Raw genomic sequence first — 15,602 nt, forward strand, 5'->3', positions numbered from 1 at the left:
CGGTGTCGGCGCCGACACCGGATTGCGGACGTCAAGGACCAGCGTGCCGTCGGTGAACGCCACCCGGACCCGTACCGGGACCGCACCCGCGTGCCGCAGCACGTTGGTGAGGGACTCCTGGAGAATGCGGTAGCCCTCGCGGGACAGCGGACCCGGCAGACGGTCCAGCGGGCCGGTCAGTTCGGCGTCGACCTGCGCCCCTGAGGCGCGCGCGGACTCCAGGAGACGGCCGGCCTCGGTCAGCGCGGGGCGACTGCTCGCCGGTCGGTCCGACTCGCGCAGCACGCCCAGTACCCGTTCCAGATCCTCCAGGGCGGCCCGGCCGGTCTCCTCGATGGCTCCCAGGGCGCGGTCGGTGAACTCCGGGTCGCCGGCCGCGCGCGCGGCGCCCGCCTGGACGACGGCCACCGTGAGCGCGTGCCCTATGGAGTCGTGCAGCTCGCGGGCTATGCGGCTGCGCTCAAGGAGTTGCTCGGTGCGCTCCTCCAGCGCCGCGAGCCGTTCGGACGGCGAGGGACCCAGCAGGCTGCGCGCGGCGGCGGTGATCAACTCACCGAGGCCCACCACCACACCGTAGAAGGCGAGCAGCGGCAGCGGGGTGAGCAGGGCGTAGACCCACTGCGGCTGTGAGGCCGGCAGGAACGGATCACTGCCTGAGACGTCCCCGCTCGCCGCCCGGACCAGGTCGACGCAGGTCGTCGGCAGCCAGACACTGGCCCCCATCGCCACCGCCCCCAGCGCCATCCGCACCTCAAGCCACAGCACGGTCCGCAGCCGGTCCCGCCAACTCGCCGAAGGGGCAACGGAGATCGCGGACTCCGACTCCGACTCCGTGTCACCCGGCGTCAGCAGCAGCCGCGCCTGGACGCCCTCACCCAGCCGCACGGCCGGAATCAGCCCGACGACGAGCAGAACAGCCGCGGGCACCCACGGAGTCGACATGTCGATGAACATCCACACGCTCACGACGAGCATCGGCACCCACAGGTGCAGCAAGCGCGTGTACGTCGTCCCGCGCAGCAGCGGGCGCAGAAAGCGGGCCATGCGGACATCGTGACAGCCACCACTGACAACGGGCCTCCCCCGGGCGGGGGAGACGAACTCCACCGGCGGGGGAGGCCCCGGCACCGTCCGTCCCGGCAGGCTGCTGCCATGACCAGCATCGACGTCAAGGACCTCACCAAGGAGCACGGCACCGTACGAGCCGTCGACCACCTCACCTTCAGTGTCCGGCCCGGCCGCGTCACCGGATTCCTCGGCCCCAACGGCGCCGGAAAGTCCACCACCATGCGGCTCGTTCTCGGCCTGGACCGGCCGACCCACGGCACCGCCACCATCGGCGGCCGGGCCTACACCACCCTCGACGAGCCCCTCCGCAAGGTCGGCGCCCTGCTCGACGCACAGGCCGCGCACGGCTCCCGTACCGCCCGTGACCACCTCCGGGCGCTCGCCGTGGGCAACCGCATCCCGGACCGCCGGGTCGACGAGGTGCTGGACGAGACAGGGCTCGCCTCCGTGGCCCGCCGCCGCGTGAAGACGTACTCCCTGGGCATGCGCCAGCGGCTCGGCATCGCGGCGGCGCTGCTCGGCGACCCGGAAGTGGTGATGCTGGACGAGCCGTCGAACGGCCTCGATCCCGAAGGCATCGTCTGGATCCGCGAGTTGCTGCGCCGACTGGCCCAGGAGGGCCGTACGGTCCTGGTCTCCAGCCACCTCATGAACGAGACCGCGTCCTTCGCGGACCACCTCGTGGTCCTCGGCCGGGGACGCCTGCTGGCCGACACCCCGATGCGCGAGTTCATCGACGCGCGCGTACGGCCACGCGTGCGCGTGCGCACCCCGGACGGCGCGGCCCTGCGCCGACTGCTGACAGCACACGGGTACGAGGCCGCCGCGCACGGCGACGGCCCCGACGGCCCCGACGGCCACTGGACCGTGGAGCACGCGCGCGTGGACGACATCGGCCGCCTCACCTCGGCAGCCGGCCTGACGGTCCTCGAACTGTCCGCCGACGAGGGCACGTTGGAACAGGCCTACCTGGACCTGACGGCCACGGCGACCGAGTTCACCACGGCCTCTGCTCCCGTCCCCGCCCCCGCCCCGCAGTCCCAGCAACCCCAGGAGGCCTGAAGATGTCCTTCGCACCCGTACTCCACGCCGAGTTGATCAAGATTCGTACCCTGCGGTCGCTGCTCGGGGCACTGTGCGCGGTCGTCCTGGCCACCGGACTGTTCTCGGCGCTCGCGGGGCTCGACTCCGGCGCGGGCGAGGAGGACTTCGACCCGCTGTTCTCGGTGTTCTTCGGCGTCAGTTTCGGTCAGATCGCGGCGGTCGCCTTCGGCGCCACAGCGGTGTCGTCCGAGTTCCAGGGCGGCGGCCTGCGCGTCACGCTGGCCGCAGTGCCGCGCCGGGGGCGCTGGTTCGCCGCCAAGACGGTCGCCGTCGCCCTCCCCGTCCTGGCCGTCGGCACGGTCGCCGGGGGAGTGAGCCTGGCCGTCGGCAAGGCGGTACTCGGCGCGGACGCGACCGGCCTGACCTGGGCCGAAGGACTGCGGGGCGTGGTCGGTTGCGCCCTCTACCTCACGCTGATGGCGCTGCTCGCGGCCGGTCTGACCGCCCTGCTGCGCAGCGGGGTCGCCACGCTGAGCATCCTGATCCCGTTCCTGCTCATCGTGTCGTTCGTGGTCGGTGGGGTCTCGGGCACCATCGCCGACTTCTTTCCCGACAAGGCGGGCCAGGTGGTGTTCCACCGGACCTGGGACGGCTCGCTGGGCCCCTGGACCGGCCTCGCGGTGACCGGGCTGTGGGTGGCCGGCGCGCTGCTCGCGGGAGTGTGGAGCGTACGGCGAAGGGATGCGTGACGGACGTACACGACCACAGGTAATCGGGTCAATCCCCTGCTGTCTCACGCGCTCCGGCTCCTGCGGGCCAGGAACTTGCCCAGTTCCCACAGGAGAAGGAGTGTGACGGCGGCCAGCAGGGCCCAGCCGAACTCCCGCGCGTTGATCGCGGTGGTCCCGAGGATGCGGCGGAAGGCGTCCACTTGGGTCACCAGGACCGCGAGTACGAACTGGGTCAGCGCCACCCAGTTCATCTGCCTGCTGTCGAAGGTGGATGCCGTGAGCACCGAGTCCGTCTCGCTGCGGCACTCGAACGCGGCGACGATCAGACAGAGGGCGAAGGCGGTGAAGGCGATCGACCGACCGGTCTCGGTGCTGTCGAAGTGGGCCTGACCGAGCTTGATGAGTCCGAGCAGGAGGGCGGTGATCGCCAGTCCGCCGAGTCCGACCGTGACCAGTACGGGCCGGGTGAGGACGGATTCCCCGCGTGGACGCGGTCTGCGCCGCATGAGCCCGGGGCTCTCCCGGTCGAAGCCGAGCGCGAAGCCGAAGGAGGCGTTGACCACGAAGTGGATCCAGAGCACCTGTGGCGGGGTGAACGGCTCGCCGGCGGCGATGTTGAAGACGGTGGCCCCGAGGAAGGTCAGGACGAAGGTGACGAGCAGGAGCAGGACGAACCGGATGTACTTGGTGAGGTTGTCGTAGATTCTCCGGCCCTGCTCCACGGCGTAGACGATGGTGGCGAAGCGGTCGTCGGAGAGGATCATGCGGCCGGCGTTCTTCGCGACATCCGTGCCGCTGCCCATGGCGATACCGATGTCGGCGGCTTTGATGGCGGGCGCGTCGTTGACGCCGTCCCCGGTCATCGCCACGACATCGCCCTTCTTCTTGAGGGTGTCGGCGAGCAGCACCTTGTGCTCCGGCGCGACGCGGCCCAGCACACCGATGCCGTCGATGCGGGCTAGCTGCTCGTCCTGGCTCATGGCGGCGAAGTCGGCGCCGAGGACCGCTTCGCCGGGGATGCCGAGCTGCCGGGCGATCGCCGCGCCGGTGGTGACGTCGTCACCGGTCACCATGCGGACCCGGATGTGCGCCGCCTGCGCGGCGGCCACGGCTGACTTGGCGTCCTGTCGGGGCGGATCGACCATGCCGACGAGGCTGGTCATCCGCAGCTCGGTGACGTATGCGAGCAGGTCGCCGTCCGGATCGAAGCCGGCCGGGTCCAGATCGCGGGTGGCGGCGGCCATCACCCGTCGCCCGTCGCCGCCCATCCGCTGGGTCTGTGCCTCGGAGCGCGCGACGAGTTCGGCGTCCCACGGGATGGTCTCGCCCGCGGCGAGCGCGGTGGCGGCCCGCGCCACCACCGCCGGGACCGCGCCTTTGACGAAGCACCGGACGACCTGCTGTCCGGTGGCGTCGACCGCCTCGTTGAACGTGGCCATGAGTTTGTAGTCCGGGTCGAACGGCAGCGTGGCGAGCCGGGGAAGGCCCTCCCGGGTGGCGTCGATGTCCAGCCCGGCCTTGTGCGCGAGCACCAGCAGCGCGCCCTCGGTGGGGTCGCCCACCACCTCGCCGTCCACCAGCGTCGCGTCGCTGGCCACCACGTACGGCAGGATCGCGTCCTCGATGCGCGCGGAGGAATCCGGCGCACCCGCGGCATGGTGGATCTTCCCGGTGAGGCCGTAGCCCGTGCCCGAGACGGTGTACCGGTCGGTGGGACTCACGACTTCGACGGCGGTCATCTGGTTCATGGTCAGGGTGCCGGTCTTGTCCGAGTTGATCGCCGACGTGAACGCCAGGGTCTCGACCGACGGCAGTTCCTTGACGATGGCGTTCCGATTCGCCAGGTTGAGGCTGCCGACGGACAGGATGGCCTGGGTCACGGTCGGCAGGGCCTCGGGGATGGCGGCGATGGCCAGCGACACCGCGCTCACGAACAACGCGTCCCAGGCCTGGTCCCGCTGCCGTCCCAGGGCGAACATCACGACCATGGTCAGGACCGCCGCCCCGGTGATCCACAGGGTCAGGGTGTCGAGTTCCCTGGTGAGCGGCGGTACCTCCTTCTCGGTGGCCGACAGCATCCCGGAGATCTTGCCGACCTCGGTTCCGGCGCCGGTCGCGGTGACGACGAGCACGCCGCTGCCGTGGGTGACCGGGGTGTTCATGAACGCCATGTTCGTCCGGTCGCCGGGCGCCGGCCGGGCGCCCGACAACGTGCCGGCGACCTTCGAGGCGGGCACGCTCTCGCCGGTGAGCGCCGACTCGTCGATCTGTAGCGCACTGGCCTCGATGATGCGTCCGTCCGCAGCCACCTGGTCCCCGGCGGCGATGAGCACGATGTCGCCGAGGGCGAGCTGTTCGGCGGGGATCTCGGCCTCCGCGCCGTCCCTGCGCACCCGTGCCGTCGCCTTCAACATCGACTGAAGCGCGTTCATCGCGCTCTCGGCCTTGCCCTCCTGACGCAGGCCCACGATCGCGTTCAGCAGGGTCAGGGCGATCAGCAGGATCGCGGTGGCCCACTCCTGGATGAGCAGCGAGACGACCGCCGCGGCCACGAGGACGATCTGCATGTAGCTGCGGTACTGCCCGAGGAACCGGCGCCAGGCGGCGGGCCGCTTCTCCTCGGGCAGCGCGTTCGGACCGTGCGCGGTCAGAAGCTGCTCGGCCCGTGCCGTGGAGAGACCGACCGCCGGATCGACGCCGAACGCCGCTGCGACCTCCTCGGGAGTGCGCGCGTACCAGTCGTCTTCCGAAGCCCGAGGCTGTTCTCCCACGGAATTCGAACGCACCGTCATCGTTCTGCCTCCGATCCGAGTCCCGAGCCCCGAGCCCCGAGTCCCGAGTCCCGAGCCCCGAGCCGTGGCCGCGGACGGGTCCGGGCCGTCGCGCGCTGGTCCGACAGGTCCTAGCCGCGCTTCTTCCCGGCCGGCGGATGCCGGTCGGTGTACGGATCGGCCGGCGCCCCGGCGGGGGCCTCCCGCTCCAGGTCCCGTTTGGTGTCGAGCAGGTCCTTCCGCGCGGCCTTCCCCACGTCGGGGTACTGAGGATCGATCTCCATCAGGGTGTGCGCGAGGATCGCCGCCGCGGAGATCCGCCCGAACCACTTGCGGTCCGCCGGTACGACGTACCACGGCGCCCACTTCGTACTCGTGGCCGACAGCATCTCGGAGAAGGCATGCTGGTACTCGTCCCAGTGACCCCTCTCCCGGACGTCGGCCGCGGAGAACTTCCAGTTCTTGTCCGGCCGGTCGATCCGCCTGAGGAAGCGGGTGCGCTGCTCCTCCTTGGACAGGTTCAGGAAGATCTTCACCACCTTGAACCCGTTGTCCGTGAGGTAGTGCTCCCAGCGGTTGATCTCCCGGTAGCGCCGCTCCCATATGCCCGGTCCGCGCGAGTCGTCCGGGAGCTTCTGCCGGACCAGGTTCTCGGGGTGGACGCGTACGACGAGGACCTCCTCGTAGTGCGAGCGGTTGAAGATGGCGATCTCGCCGCGCGAGGGCAGCCGGAGGGCGTAGCGCCACAGGTAGTCGTGGTCGAGCTCCTCGGCGGAGGGCACCTTGAAACTGCTGACGCGCACACCCTGCGGGTTGACGCCGCTCATCACATGACGGATCGTCCCGTCCTTGCCACCGGCGTCGAGCGCCTGGAGACAGAGCAGCACCCCGTATGTGTCCTGGGCGGCCAACCGCTGCTGGTACTCGGCCAGCAGTGACACCCCGATCCGCAGCAGTTCCTTCCCTTCCCGCTTCTTCATACCGGCCCTGTAGCGGGGATCGAAGTCCCGGCCCAGGCGCACCTTCGACCCCGGCTCCACCCGGAGCGGCGCGACGAATTCCGCGATGCGTTCGGCTCTCTCGTCCGACATCACGATCAGCCCTTCACTGGTGCGGGGTGAGCATCGCGTCTCCCGGGTGCCGGCCCACCCTCGGCGGCCTCACCCGAGGCGCTGCGGTCGGCGGCGCGGAGGACCCTGCGGGACCGGCGTTCGACCAGTATCGGGACGTAGGCCCTGACCCTGGCCATGCGGAACGAGTCGTAAGCGGCCATGACCGTAGCCTCGACGGTCACCGCGTCGACCGAGGGACAAGCGGCACTCAGCCGGGCCACCATGTTGCGGATGGACACGAGCTCTTCCCGCGAGCCGTGTGGGGGGAGGTCCGGCGGCGCGGCCGGATCACCTCGATCCACCGGCTGGGGACGGCGCCACAGACCTTCGCCGGGAAGGGGCGTGACGTGAGAGGTCTGCTCTTCGATCGTCATGACGGCACTGATCCCATGTCCCACGACCTCCGGACCGCAGAACCACATGTCCCGCCACCGCCGCGGCAGGATCCCTCACGGTCATTGTCCGCGTGCCCGGACAAGATCGCCCCCTGAGGCAGGAGCGGGAGGCCGCGGACGAAGCGGGCGCCGGGCCGCAACGAGCGCGACAGCCTCAGAAATGAAGGCAAGTTGAGTGGTTGTCACCAAACCGCACACCCGAGGGGAAAAGTCTGCGTGATCATGACTAGTTAAGATTTTCGACCGCCGCGACCATAAGCGCTCATCGGGGCCACACCAGTGGGCGCGGTCGGCAGGGGCTTCCTCTCCAGCTCTGGGCTGAGCCGGGCCCGAGATGGAGAGGGGCACAGTTGAGCCAGGTATTCGGCCCGTCCGCGAGACGGCGGGCGAAGGTGGCGGCCGCCACCGGGATCGCGTTGCTGGGCAGCCTGTTGTCGGTCACCGCACAAGCCGCACCGAACCCCGCCGGAACCCCCGGCCCGCAGCGACAGCGCCAGCTACAGCAGCAGATACAACAGCTCCAGCACACCAACTACGACAGCCGCGACGCCCTGGGCGGCGGAGACGGTCTGCCCGCGGCCTTCGGGCGGTCCGCCAACGCGGGGCCCCGGCCGGCCGTCGTACGGACGCTGCGGGAGAAGCTCGGGGTGCAGGGCATCGTCGACTTCGACAACGCCACCGGCACTCCGCGCCGGGTCGCCCGCACCGACGGGTTCCTGACCGCCGCCAGCAGGCGGAAGCCGGTCGCCGTCGCGCTCGACTACGTCCGCGCGCACGCCGACGTCTTCGGCCTGACCGCGCAGGCCGTCGCCGGTCTCACGCTGCGCCGGGACTACGTCGACATCGAGGGCACCCACCACCTCAGCTTCGTACAGACCGTGGACGGCGTGCCCGTCTTCGGCAACGGCCTCAAGGCGCATGTGGCGAAGGACGGCCGACTGATCCAGGTGGACGGCGCACCGGTCAAGCACCTCCCGGCGGCCCTGGGCAGCGCCCGGCTCTCCGCCACCGCCGCCCGCGACATCGCTGTCAAGGACGTCGCCGGAACCCCGGCGAAGGTCTCCAAGGCGGCGCGGGGCCCGCAGCGCGCGACCGGGTTCAGCGACGGCGGCTACGTCAAACAGGTGTGGTTCCAGACCGCGACCGGGCCCCGGCTCGCCTGGGAGACGCTCCTGCTCCGCGACGGCTTCATCCACGTCATCGAGGCGAGCAGCGGCCGGGTCCTGTACCGGCAGAACATCGTGGAGAACGACGTCGGCCGGGCGTTCGCCCACTACCCAGGGGCACCCGTCGGAGGCAAGCCGCGACGGGTGGACCTGAGCGACTGGCTGCCGGACAACTCCCCGCGCCTGGACGGCTACAACGCCCACGTCTACTCCGACGTCAACGACAACGACACCGCCGACCCGACGGAGGAGGTGGCCCCGGCCGGGCAGGGAAGCTTCGACTACCCGTTCACCGACTTCAGCAGCACCGTCGGTGGAACCTGCTCGGCGGCGATGAAGTGCTCGTGGGATCCGAAGACCGCCAATTCCTGGCGCGCCAACCGGGCCCAGAACGCGGTCCAGGTGTTCGACTTCCTCGGCACCTTCCACGACCACCTGCTGGCCGATCCGATCGGCTTCACCCGTGCCGCCGGCAACTTCGACGCGGCCGACGGGGACGCCGTACAGGCCGAGGCGGACGACGGCGCGAACACGGCCGGCGGCCTGCCGGACGCCACTCACGTCAACAACGCGAGCATGGGCACGCCGCCGGACGGCAGCTCGCCGCGCATGTCGATGTACCTCCTCACACCGTCCTCGGGGGACTTCGCCAGAAACGCCGGCGACTCGTCGGACGTCGTTTACCACGAGTACACGCACGGCCTGTCGCACCGGCTCGTGGTCGACGCCAACGGCGTCTCGACCCTCCACAGCGCACAGGCCGGCGCCATGGGGGAAGGGTGGAGCGACTGGTACGCGGAGGACTATCTGGTCTCCCAGGGCCTGGAGAAGGACACACCGACCATCGGTGATGTGAAGCTCGGCAAGTACTGGAGGAGCGGCGGCACGATCCGTACGGAGCCGCTCGACTGCACCGTCGGTTCCCCGGCCGACGCCTGCCCCGGCACGCCCTTCGTCGGCTCAGGTGGCTACACGTACGGTGACTTCGGCCGTATCAGCGGTTTCGTCGAGGTGCACGACGGCGGCGAGATCTGGTCGCAGACCCTGTGGGACCTGCGCCGGGCCATCGGCAGTGAGCAGGCCCAGTCGCTGGTCACCCGGGCCATGGAACTGTCCCCGGACGACCCGTCCTTCCTCGACGAACGCAACTCGATCCTCCAGGCCGACCTCGTGGTCAACGGCGGCAAGTCGCAGAAGAAGATCTGGAAGGTGTTCGCCCACCGCGGCATGGGCTACTTCGCCGCGGCGATCGGCGGCGACGACACCGAGCCGGTCGAGGACTTCTCGATGCCGCCGGCGGCGGACACCCCGCGCGGCACCCTCACCGGCACGGTCACGGACAAGGACACCGGAGCGCCGGCCGGCGGGCTCACGATCTCCTTCGGCGGACATGACTCCGGCTTCGGCGGCGGCCTGGTCGCCACCACGGCCACGGACGGCACCTACACGATCTCCGGGATCCTGCCGGGCATGTACGCGAAGGTGTCGGCGCGTGGAGCCGGATACGACTCCGACCAGAAGACGCTGTCCATACCGTCACACCTGGTGAACCAGGACTGGACGGTCCGCCGGAACTGGGCGGCGGCGACCGGCGGCGGCTCGGTGGTCAGCTTCACCGGGCCCGACTACACCCCGCGCTGCGGCCCGAGCGGTCTGATCGACCAGTCGCATGGCCAGGGCTGGCTCACGACGGTCGCCCCCAACGGGCAGACCATCGTGCTCAAGCTGGCGGCGCCGGTCGACATCGCACAACTGGTGATCGACCCGTCCGCGAGCTGCATCCCGTTCCCCAGCATGGGGACCGGCCACTACCGGGTGGAGACCTCCCCGGACGGTACGACATGGACCACCGCCACGACAGGCGCCTTCCCCGAGGGCACCGTGAGCCCCACACCGGTGACGCTGGACGCGGGCACCGGCAACGGCGTCAGGTACATCCGGTACACGATGCTCACCACACAGGGCCAGGACGCCGAGCCCTGCTTCCCCGGCACGTCGAACCTCGGCTGCTACTTGATGGGCACCACCGAGCTGTCGGTGTACGGAAAGGCGAACTAGCGAACTAGCGAGCAACCCGCTGAGCCCGCGGTCCGGTGCCTCGCGTCGGCTCGCGGTGGGAGCGGCAGGGGTCGGTGAGCCGGTGAGGTCGGCCCTCCCGGCTCCTGTCCGCTTCCTGACACGCGCGGCCTCGGCCTAGGAAGCCGCGTCCCGCAGTCGCCCGAACTCCTCGGCCATGGTCGCCGCCGTCCAGTGCGCGTTCAGCCCGCTCGGGTTGGGCAGGACCCACACCCGCGTGTCACCGAACTGCCTTTCCTGCGGGCCGATCTGGGCCTTGCGGTCGTCGAAGGCCGCCCGGTACGCCGTCACGCCCACGACCGCCAGCCAGCGGGGCCGTAGCCGCGTGACCTTTGCCGCCAGCAGGCGCCCGCCCTCGCGGTACTCCTCCGCCGACAGCTCGTCGGCGCGAGCGGTCGCCCGTGCGACGACGTTCGTGATGCCGAGCCCGTACGAGATCAACTCGCCCTGTTCGGCGGGTTTGAACAGCCTCGGGGTGAAACCCGACAGGTGCAGCACCGGCCAGAAACGGTTGCCGGGGCGGGCGAAGTGGTGGCCCGTCGCCGCCGTCATCAGGCCGGGGTTGATGCCGCAGAACAGGACATGGAGACCGTCCGCGACGACGTCCGGTACGAGACGGTCGCGGGCGGCCTCCAGTTCGGCCTGGGTGAAGCGGGTCAGAGGATGGCTCCGGGGGTGTAGGCCGCGGCCTCCGGGTGTTGTTTCGCGATCTCCTCGATGCGGCCGACCACCACGGCGACCTGGTCGGCGGCGGCGCCCGTGAACGACAGCTTGTCGGCCATCAGGGCGTCGAGCTGCGCGCGGTCCAGCGGGATGCGCTCGTCGGCGGCGAGCTTGTCGAGGAGCTCGTTGCGCTCGGCGCCCTGCTCGCGCATGGCGAGCGCCGAGGCGACCGCGTTCTCCTTGATCGCCTCGTGCGCGACCTCGCGCCCGACACCCGCGCGCACCGCGCCCATCAGCACCTTGGTGGTGGCGAGGAAGGGGAGGTAGCGGTCCAGCTCGCGCGCGACGACGGCCGGGAAGGCGCCGAACTCGTCGAGGACGGTCAGGAAGGTCTCCAGCAGACCGTCGAGGGCGAAGAACGCGTCGGGGAGGGCCACCCGGCGCACCACCGAGCACGACACGTCGCCCTCGTTCCACTGGTCGCCCGCCAGCTCGCCCGTCATCGAGGCGTAGCCGCGCAGGATCACCATGAGCCCGTTGACGCGCTCGCAGGACCGCGTGTTCATCTTGTGCGGCATCGCGGACGAGCCGACCTGGCCGGGCTTGAAGCCCTCGGTCACCAGCTCGTGCCCGGCCATCAGCCGGATCGTCTTGGCGATCGAGGAGGGCGCCGCCGCGAGCTGGACGAGAGCCGTCACGACCTCGTAGTCCAGCGAGCGCGGGTACACCTGGCCGACGGAGGTGAAGGCGGTCGAGAAGCCGAGGTGGCCGGCGATCCGCTGCTCCAGTTCGGCGAGCTTCGCCGCGTCGCCGCCGAGCAGGTCCAGCATGTCCTGGGCGGTGCCCACGGGACCCTTGATACCGCGCAGCGGGTAGCGGCCCAGCAGTTCCTCGAGCCGGGCGTACGCGACGAGCTGCTCGTCGGCGGCGGTCGCGAACCGCTTGCCCAGGGTCGTGGCCTGCGCGGCCACGTTGTGCGAGCGGCCGGCCATGACCAGCTCGGCGTACTCACCCGCGAGCTTCCCGAGGCGGGCCAGCACGGCCACCGTACGGTCGCGCACCAGCTCCAGTGAGAGCCGGATCTGGAGCTGCTCCACGTTCTCCGTGAGGTCACGGGACGTCATGCCCTTGTGGACGTGCTCGTGCCCGGCGAGGTCGTTGAACTCCTCGATCCGCGCCTTCACGTCGTGCCGGGTGACCTTCTCGCGCTCGGCGATGGACGCCAGGTCGACGGTGTCGAGGACCCGCTCGTAGTCGGCGAGGGCGGCGTCGGGCACCTCGATGCCGAGGTCCTTCTGGGCGCGCAGCACGGCGAGCCAGAGCTGGCGCTCCAGCCTCACCTTCTGCTCGGGCGACCAGAGCGTGGCGAGCTCGGTGGAGGCGTAGCGTCCGGCGAGGACGTTCGGGATGCGGGGCTTTGCGGGTGCGGCGGTCACGTGTACGGAGTTTACCCGGCGTCCAGAGGGGGGTCTGCCCCGTCTATGGAGTCTGTAGGGCGCAGGTCGGATGCACTCCGACCTGCGCTCTTCCGTGGGGTCTGTGAGACGAGTGTGAGAGATCCAGCGGGGGTAGCCCGCGGACAGACAGAAGCCCCAGCCGTACAGACACTACTGGGAAAGTCGAGGGCCGACGTTGTGTTCGGGGAGGGTGTCGGTGTCGCTGCGGCAGTGGGGCTGGGAGAGATTCCGGCGGAGACGGCGCGGGTGGCGTGGACGGTGTGTCCGAAGGGCACGCTGGCGATGCGGCTGGGGGATGAGTTCGCGGAGGTCTTCTCCGTCGAGGACGTCGGGCAGCTCTTCCCGACGGTGGGCCGTCCAGCGGTTCTGCCTGGAGTGCTGATGCTGGTCACGGTGTTGCAGTTCGCCGAAGGGTTGTCCGACCGGCAGACCGCGGAAGCGGTCCGCACGCGGATCGTTGGAGAACGTCCCTTCGCGGTGGCGCCGGAACTCTTCCAGATCCACAACGGCGTTGTCGCCGGCCCGCGATCGGCTCCAGCCCTCACCTGCGGCTGTCCCGTGGCGGGCTGGCACCTGCACAGCCTGGGTGTCAGTCGCCGGTGGTTCCCATGGCATCATCGGCCAGATTCCACTGGCCGTCTTTGTCGAACGGCCACGGATGGGCGTAGGTGTCGCCTCTGAAGCAGTCGCGCAGGTCGTGTGGTGTGGCCGGAGGATCGGCAGGAACGGCGAGGGTATCGGCGAGCGGGTCGATGGACGCCGCGTACTGCTCGGCCCACTGCGTCCAGTCCGCCGCGACGTCCGCCTGGCGGGCTGCGGAGCAGAACGCCCGGATGTCCTGCGCCAGGCGCCAGCGTTCCACCTGACCGGTGAGAACCGCCCCGCGGTGCTGTGTGATCTGGGCTGCACGGGCCTGGCGCAGCGCCTTGTACCAGTTCTGCTTGCGTACGGCCTCTTCCTGTTCTTTCGCGATGCGTTGCTGTTCGGCATTTACGGCAAGCTGGTCCAGGTCGCGCAGGAGGTGGCCGAGCCGGTCTTCCAGTTTCCACCGTGCGCCGTCCGCGCAGCTGTAGGGCGAGGTGTAGTAGCTGCTGTGGTGGGGGGACGCGATCCTGAGGCGGCCGTCGGGATGGTGGTCGTACTTCGGAGGCTTCCGCGCCCAGGGATTCTTCTCGAGGTTGCGCAGTTCCTGGGGTGTGGGCTCATGGGGTGCTTTACTCGTGAGTTCGGTGATCTGCCAGGGGTAGTCGTGGGCGCCGATGCGGATGACCAGCTGGTGGGTCGCTTCCCCGCGGTGCCGACTGCTGTCGGTAGTGACCTCCCAGCCGCGCCGTTCGGCTTCGGTGATCAGTGCATGGGCGATGCGCAGGGCCCGGTCGGTGAGGTGGCGGGAGATGTTCATCGGTACGACGTCGGGCACATCCCGCGTGTCCGCGGTGGTCTTCGAACGCCCCAGTTTCTTGAGCGTGCGGGCGACCAGCGGATGCGGTTTACGCGGGAGTTCGTCAGGTACTTCCACCGCGGGAACGGCAGGCGGTTCAGCAGCCTTGCGAGCGGCTTCGTCTACGACCTTCAAGACCATGTCGCCTTTGTCCCGGCCCTTGACCTGCAGCTTGCAGCCGTTGGGGACATGCCCGTGATGCAGTGCGTGATAGTAGGCCGCCCGCCAGCGGGCGCGGGTCTTGGGCCCGCAATCCGGCACGGTAAGTGTTCCGCCGGCTTCACGGATGCGGACCAGCAGCGCAGGCCCGTCCGCCGGCGCGAGAGCAGCCTGGGCCGGGTCGTCCTTCAGCCGCTGCTTCTGCGCTTCCACCTCCCTGGGATGCTTTCCGTGCTTGAGATAGAAACGGCCATCAGCGGTGACGACCGCGGTCCGGCGGCCTGCGGCTCCGTAGCCGGTCTTCACCAGCGTCCGCTGCTCAAGCGCCCATAGCACACCGCTGTGTGCACCCTCTACCTCGAACGCCTTCGACGCTGCCGCCACCTGCTTCAGCAGCTCCAACTGTTTGTCACTCAGCGAATACTTCACAGTCCCTGTCCCCTCTCCCGCCCGCCCTGTGCGCCGGGCGTCGACTGAAGGCAGTAAGACGCAGCCTCCACTGGGCCTGCAGCCGGAATGGGAAGATTTCACCCCCGCGGGTCGCGTCCTGGCGACACCGGCAACTGAACCTTCCAACCGTCCTGGCGGTAACCCCGGAGTCAGCCGGTCCCACAGACCGAGCAGCCCCACCAAGTCCGCCGCCGTTACAGTGTGCGCGGTCGTTTTGCGGCTGGTCGTCGTAGGTTTGCTGCCGCGATCCTCGCCCAGCCAGCCAGCCAGCCAGCCAGCCAGCCAGCCAGCCAGCCGCATGCGGCCGGTGGCGAGGTTGCAGGCGATGGCCATGGGCCGGGTCGCGGTGTCGGCAGCACCGACGGCCGGAGCGGCAGCGGACTATCTACCGTTCCTTGGTCAAGGCGATCGGTCTCACCCAAGCATGGTCTAAACGCTTTTGCTGCGGCGGGAGATGTACAGGCATGAACGTCATCACATCTCCGGTGCGCGCGTGGATAGTTGAGTGGGCAACCATCGGGCTGCACGCTCTCTCGTGGTCCGCGTGCTCTGTCTTGCTCATCATGGGACTGGTGAGAATCCTGTCGGAGAGGTCACGCCGCAAGACCCTGCTGGCCATCACCATGCAGGCACCGCCCGGCACCGTGGTAGCGCAAGAAAGAGGCACAGGGGGTCCGAAGATGACGATTCAGGTCGGCGGCGGGCCGGCGTCTCATCCGGAGCGGGACTCGTGACGCCTCGAGTCCCCAAGGAACACTGGGCCGAGGTCTCAGACCTCTACATGCGGCACCGAGGTGACTTGGTCAGGTTCGCTTCCAGGATCCTGGGGGATGAGGGCTACACGGCTCATGACCTTGTTCAGGAGACATTCCAGGCTGCCGCTATGCAGTGGACCACGCTGCGAGACTACGACACGGGCGGTCAACGAGCCTGGTTATACCGGGTCCTGAAGAACAAGGTCTTCGACCAATGGGGAGCAACCAGAGGTTCCTGCAGGGCTGATGCGTTCTCAGGTTGCGAGATGAGCGATGCGCCGAGGAGGCCGATTGGCACTGTCACGTTGGCTGAC

The 15,602-nt window shown here is 69.6% G+C and carries 11 protein-coding genes and 1 pseudogene; 5 read left to right on the forward strand and 7 right to left on the reverse strand.

What is annotated here, in order from left to right; all coding sequences use genetic code 11:
- The coding region (locus AOK08_RS32055; protein WP_055532622.1) for a sensor histidine kinase at window positions 1-1,044 on the reverse strand (1,044 nt) is incomplete at its 3' end.
- 108 nt (window positions 1,045-1,152) lie between these two features.
- Between AOK08_RS32055 and AOK08_RS32060 the strand changes: the two genes are divergently transcribed.
- On the forward strand, window positions 1,153-2,130 hold the full coding sequence (locus AOK08_RS32060) for an ABC transporter ATP-binding protein (RefSeq protein ID WP_055532624.1): 978 nt from the start codon (window positions 1,153-1,155) through the stop codon (window positions 2,128-2,130).
- A gap of 2 nt (window positions 2,131-2,132) precedes the next feature.
- Window positions 2,133-2,861, forward strand: a complete 729-nt coding sequence (locus AOK08_RS32065) for an ABC transporter permease (RefSeq protein ID WP_055532626.1) — start codon at window positions 2,133-2,135, stop codon at window positions 2,859-2,861.
- A gap of 44 nt (window positions 2,862-2,905) precedes the next feature.
- Here AOK08_RS32065 and AOK08_RS32070 read toward each other — a convergent pair whose 3' ends face one another.
- The 3 genes from AOK08_RS32070 to AOK08_RS46095 form a co-directional block, all read right to left on the reverse strand.
- The gene (locus AOK08_RS32070; protein ID WP_055532628.1) at window positions 2,906-5,635 is read right to left on the reverse strand and encodes a cation-translocating P-type ATPase; all 2,730 of its coding nucleotides are present in this window, start codon (window positions 5,633-5,635) and stop codon (window positions 2,906-2,908) included.
- Between the two features lie 110 nt (window positions 5,636-5,745).
- Entirely contained in the window at window positions 5,746-6,705 is a 960-nt protein-coding gene (locus AOK08_RS32075) for a polyphosphate kinase 2 family protein (protein WP_055532640.1), read from the reverse strand.
- 5 nt (window positions 6,706-6,710) lie between these two features.
- Window positions 6,711-6,965 carry a three-helix bundle dimerization domain-containing protein gene (locus tag AOK08_RS46095; protein WP_157876875.1) on the reverse strand — a complete coding sequence of 85 codons (255 nt, stop codon included), beginning with the start codon at window positions 6,963-6,965 and terminating at the stop codon, window positions 6,711-6,713.
- Window positions 6,966-7,471: 506 nt separating this feature from the next.
- On the opposite strand from AOK08_RS46095, the gene AOK08_RS32085 reads away from it, so the two are divergent.
- A complete protein-coding gene (locus AOK08_RS32085; RefSeq protein WP_241827175.1) occupies window positions 7,472-10,345 on the forward strand; it encodes a M36 family metallopeptidase in 2,874 nt (957 codons plus the stop codon).
- Between the two features lie 135 nt (window positions 10,346-10,480).
- On the opposite strand, the gene mug is transcribed toward AOK08_RS32085, so the two are convergent.
- Both mug and purB read right to left on the reverse strand, forming a co-directional pair.
- Complete coding sequence (mug, locus tag AOK08_RS32090) at window positions 10,481-11,023, reverse strand: G/U mismatch-specific DNA glycosylase (protein WP_079054400.1); 543 nt, start codon at window positions 11,021-11,023, stop codon at window positions 10,481-10,483.
- Window positions 11,020-12,462 (reverse strand): adenylosuccinate lyase, encoded by a 1,443-nt coding sequence (gene purB / locus AOK08_RS32095; RefSeq protein ID WP_055532634.1) that lies wholly within the window; start codon window positions 12,460-12,462, stop codon window positions 11,020-11,022. Before purB ends, mug begins: the two co-directional genes overlap by 4 nt.
- A gap of 231 nt (window positions 12,463-12,693) precedes the next feature.
- Here purB and AOK08_RS48975 point away from each other — a divergent pair.
- Window positions 12,694-12,939 (forward strand): annotated as a pseudogene (locus tag AOK08_RS48975) (transposase); the annotation flags it as partial.
- Between the two features lie 133 nt (window positions 12,940-13,072).
- Here AOK08_RS48975 and AOK08_RS32105 read toward each other — a convergent pair.
- On the reverse strand, window positions 13,073-14,512 hold the full coding sequence (locus tag AOK08_RS32105) for a hypothetical protein (protein WP_241827176.1): 1,440 nt from the start codon (window positions 14,510-14,512) through the stop codon (window positions 13,073-13,075).
- An 802-nt stretch (window positions 14,513-15,314) separates the two neighbouring features.
- Between AOK08_RS32105 and AOK08_RS48980 the strand changes: the two genes are divergently transcribed.
- Window positions 15,315-15,602, forward strand: a 288-nt coding sequence (locus AOK08_RS48980; RefSeq protein ID WP_422125789.1) for an RNA polymerase sigma factor, incomplete at its 3' end; no start/stop codon positions are given.

It is taken from the genome of Streptomyces graminilatus, from assembly GCF_001418565.1.
In the GTDB taxonomy this organism is placed as follows: Bacteria; Actinomycetota; Actinomycetes; order Streptomycetales; family Streptomycetaceae; genus Streptomyces; species Streptomyces graminilatus.

Excerpts from the sequence above, each read along its gene's own strand:
- AOK08_RS32070 (WP_055532628.1), bottom strand. The coding sequence starts at position 5,635 with ATGACGGTGCGTTCGAATTCCGTGGGAGAACAGCCTCGGGCTTCGGAA.
- AOK08_RS32075 (WP_055532640.1), bottom strand. The coding sequence starts at position 6,705 with ATGTCGGACGAGAGAGCCGAACGCATCGCGGAATTCGTCGCGCCGCTC.
- AOK08_RS32060 (WP_055532624.1), top strand. The coding sequence starts at position 1,153 with ATGACCAGCATCGACGTCAAGGACCTCACCAAGGAGCACGGCACCGTA.
- AOK08_RS32065 (WP_055532626.1), top strand. The coding sequence starts at position 2,133 with ATGTCCTTCGCACCCGTACTCCACGCCGAGTTGATCAAGATTCGTACC.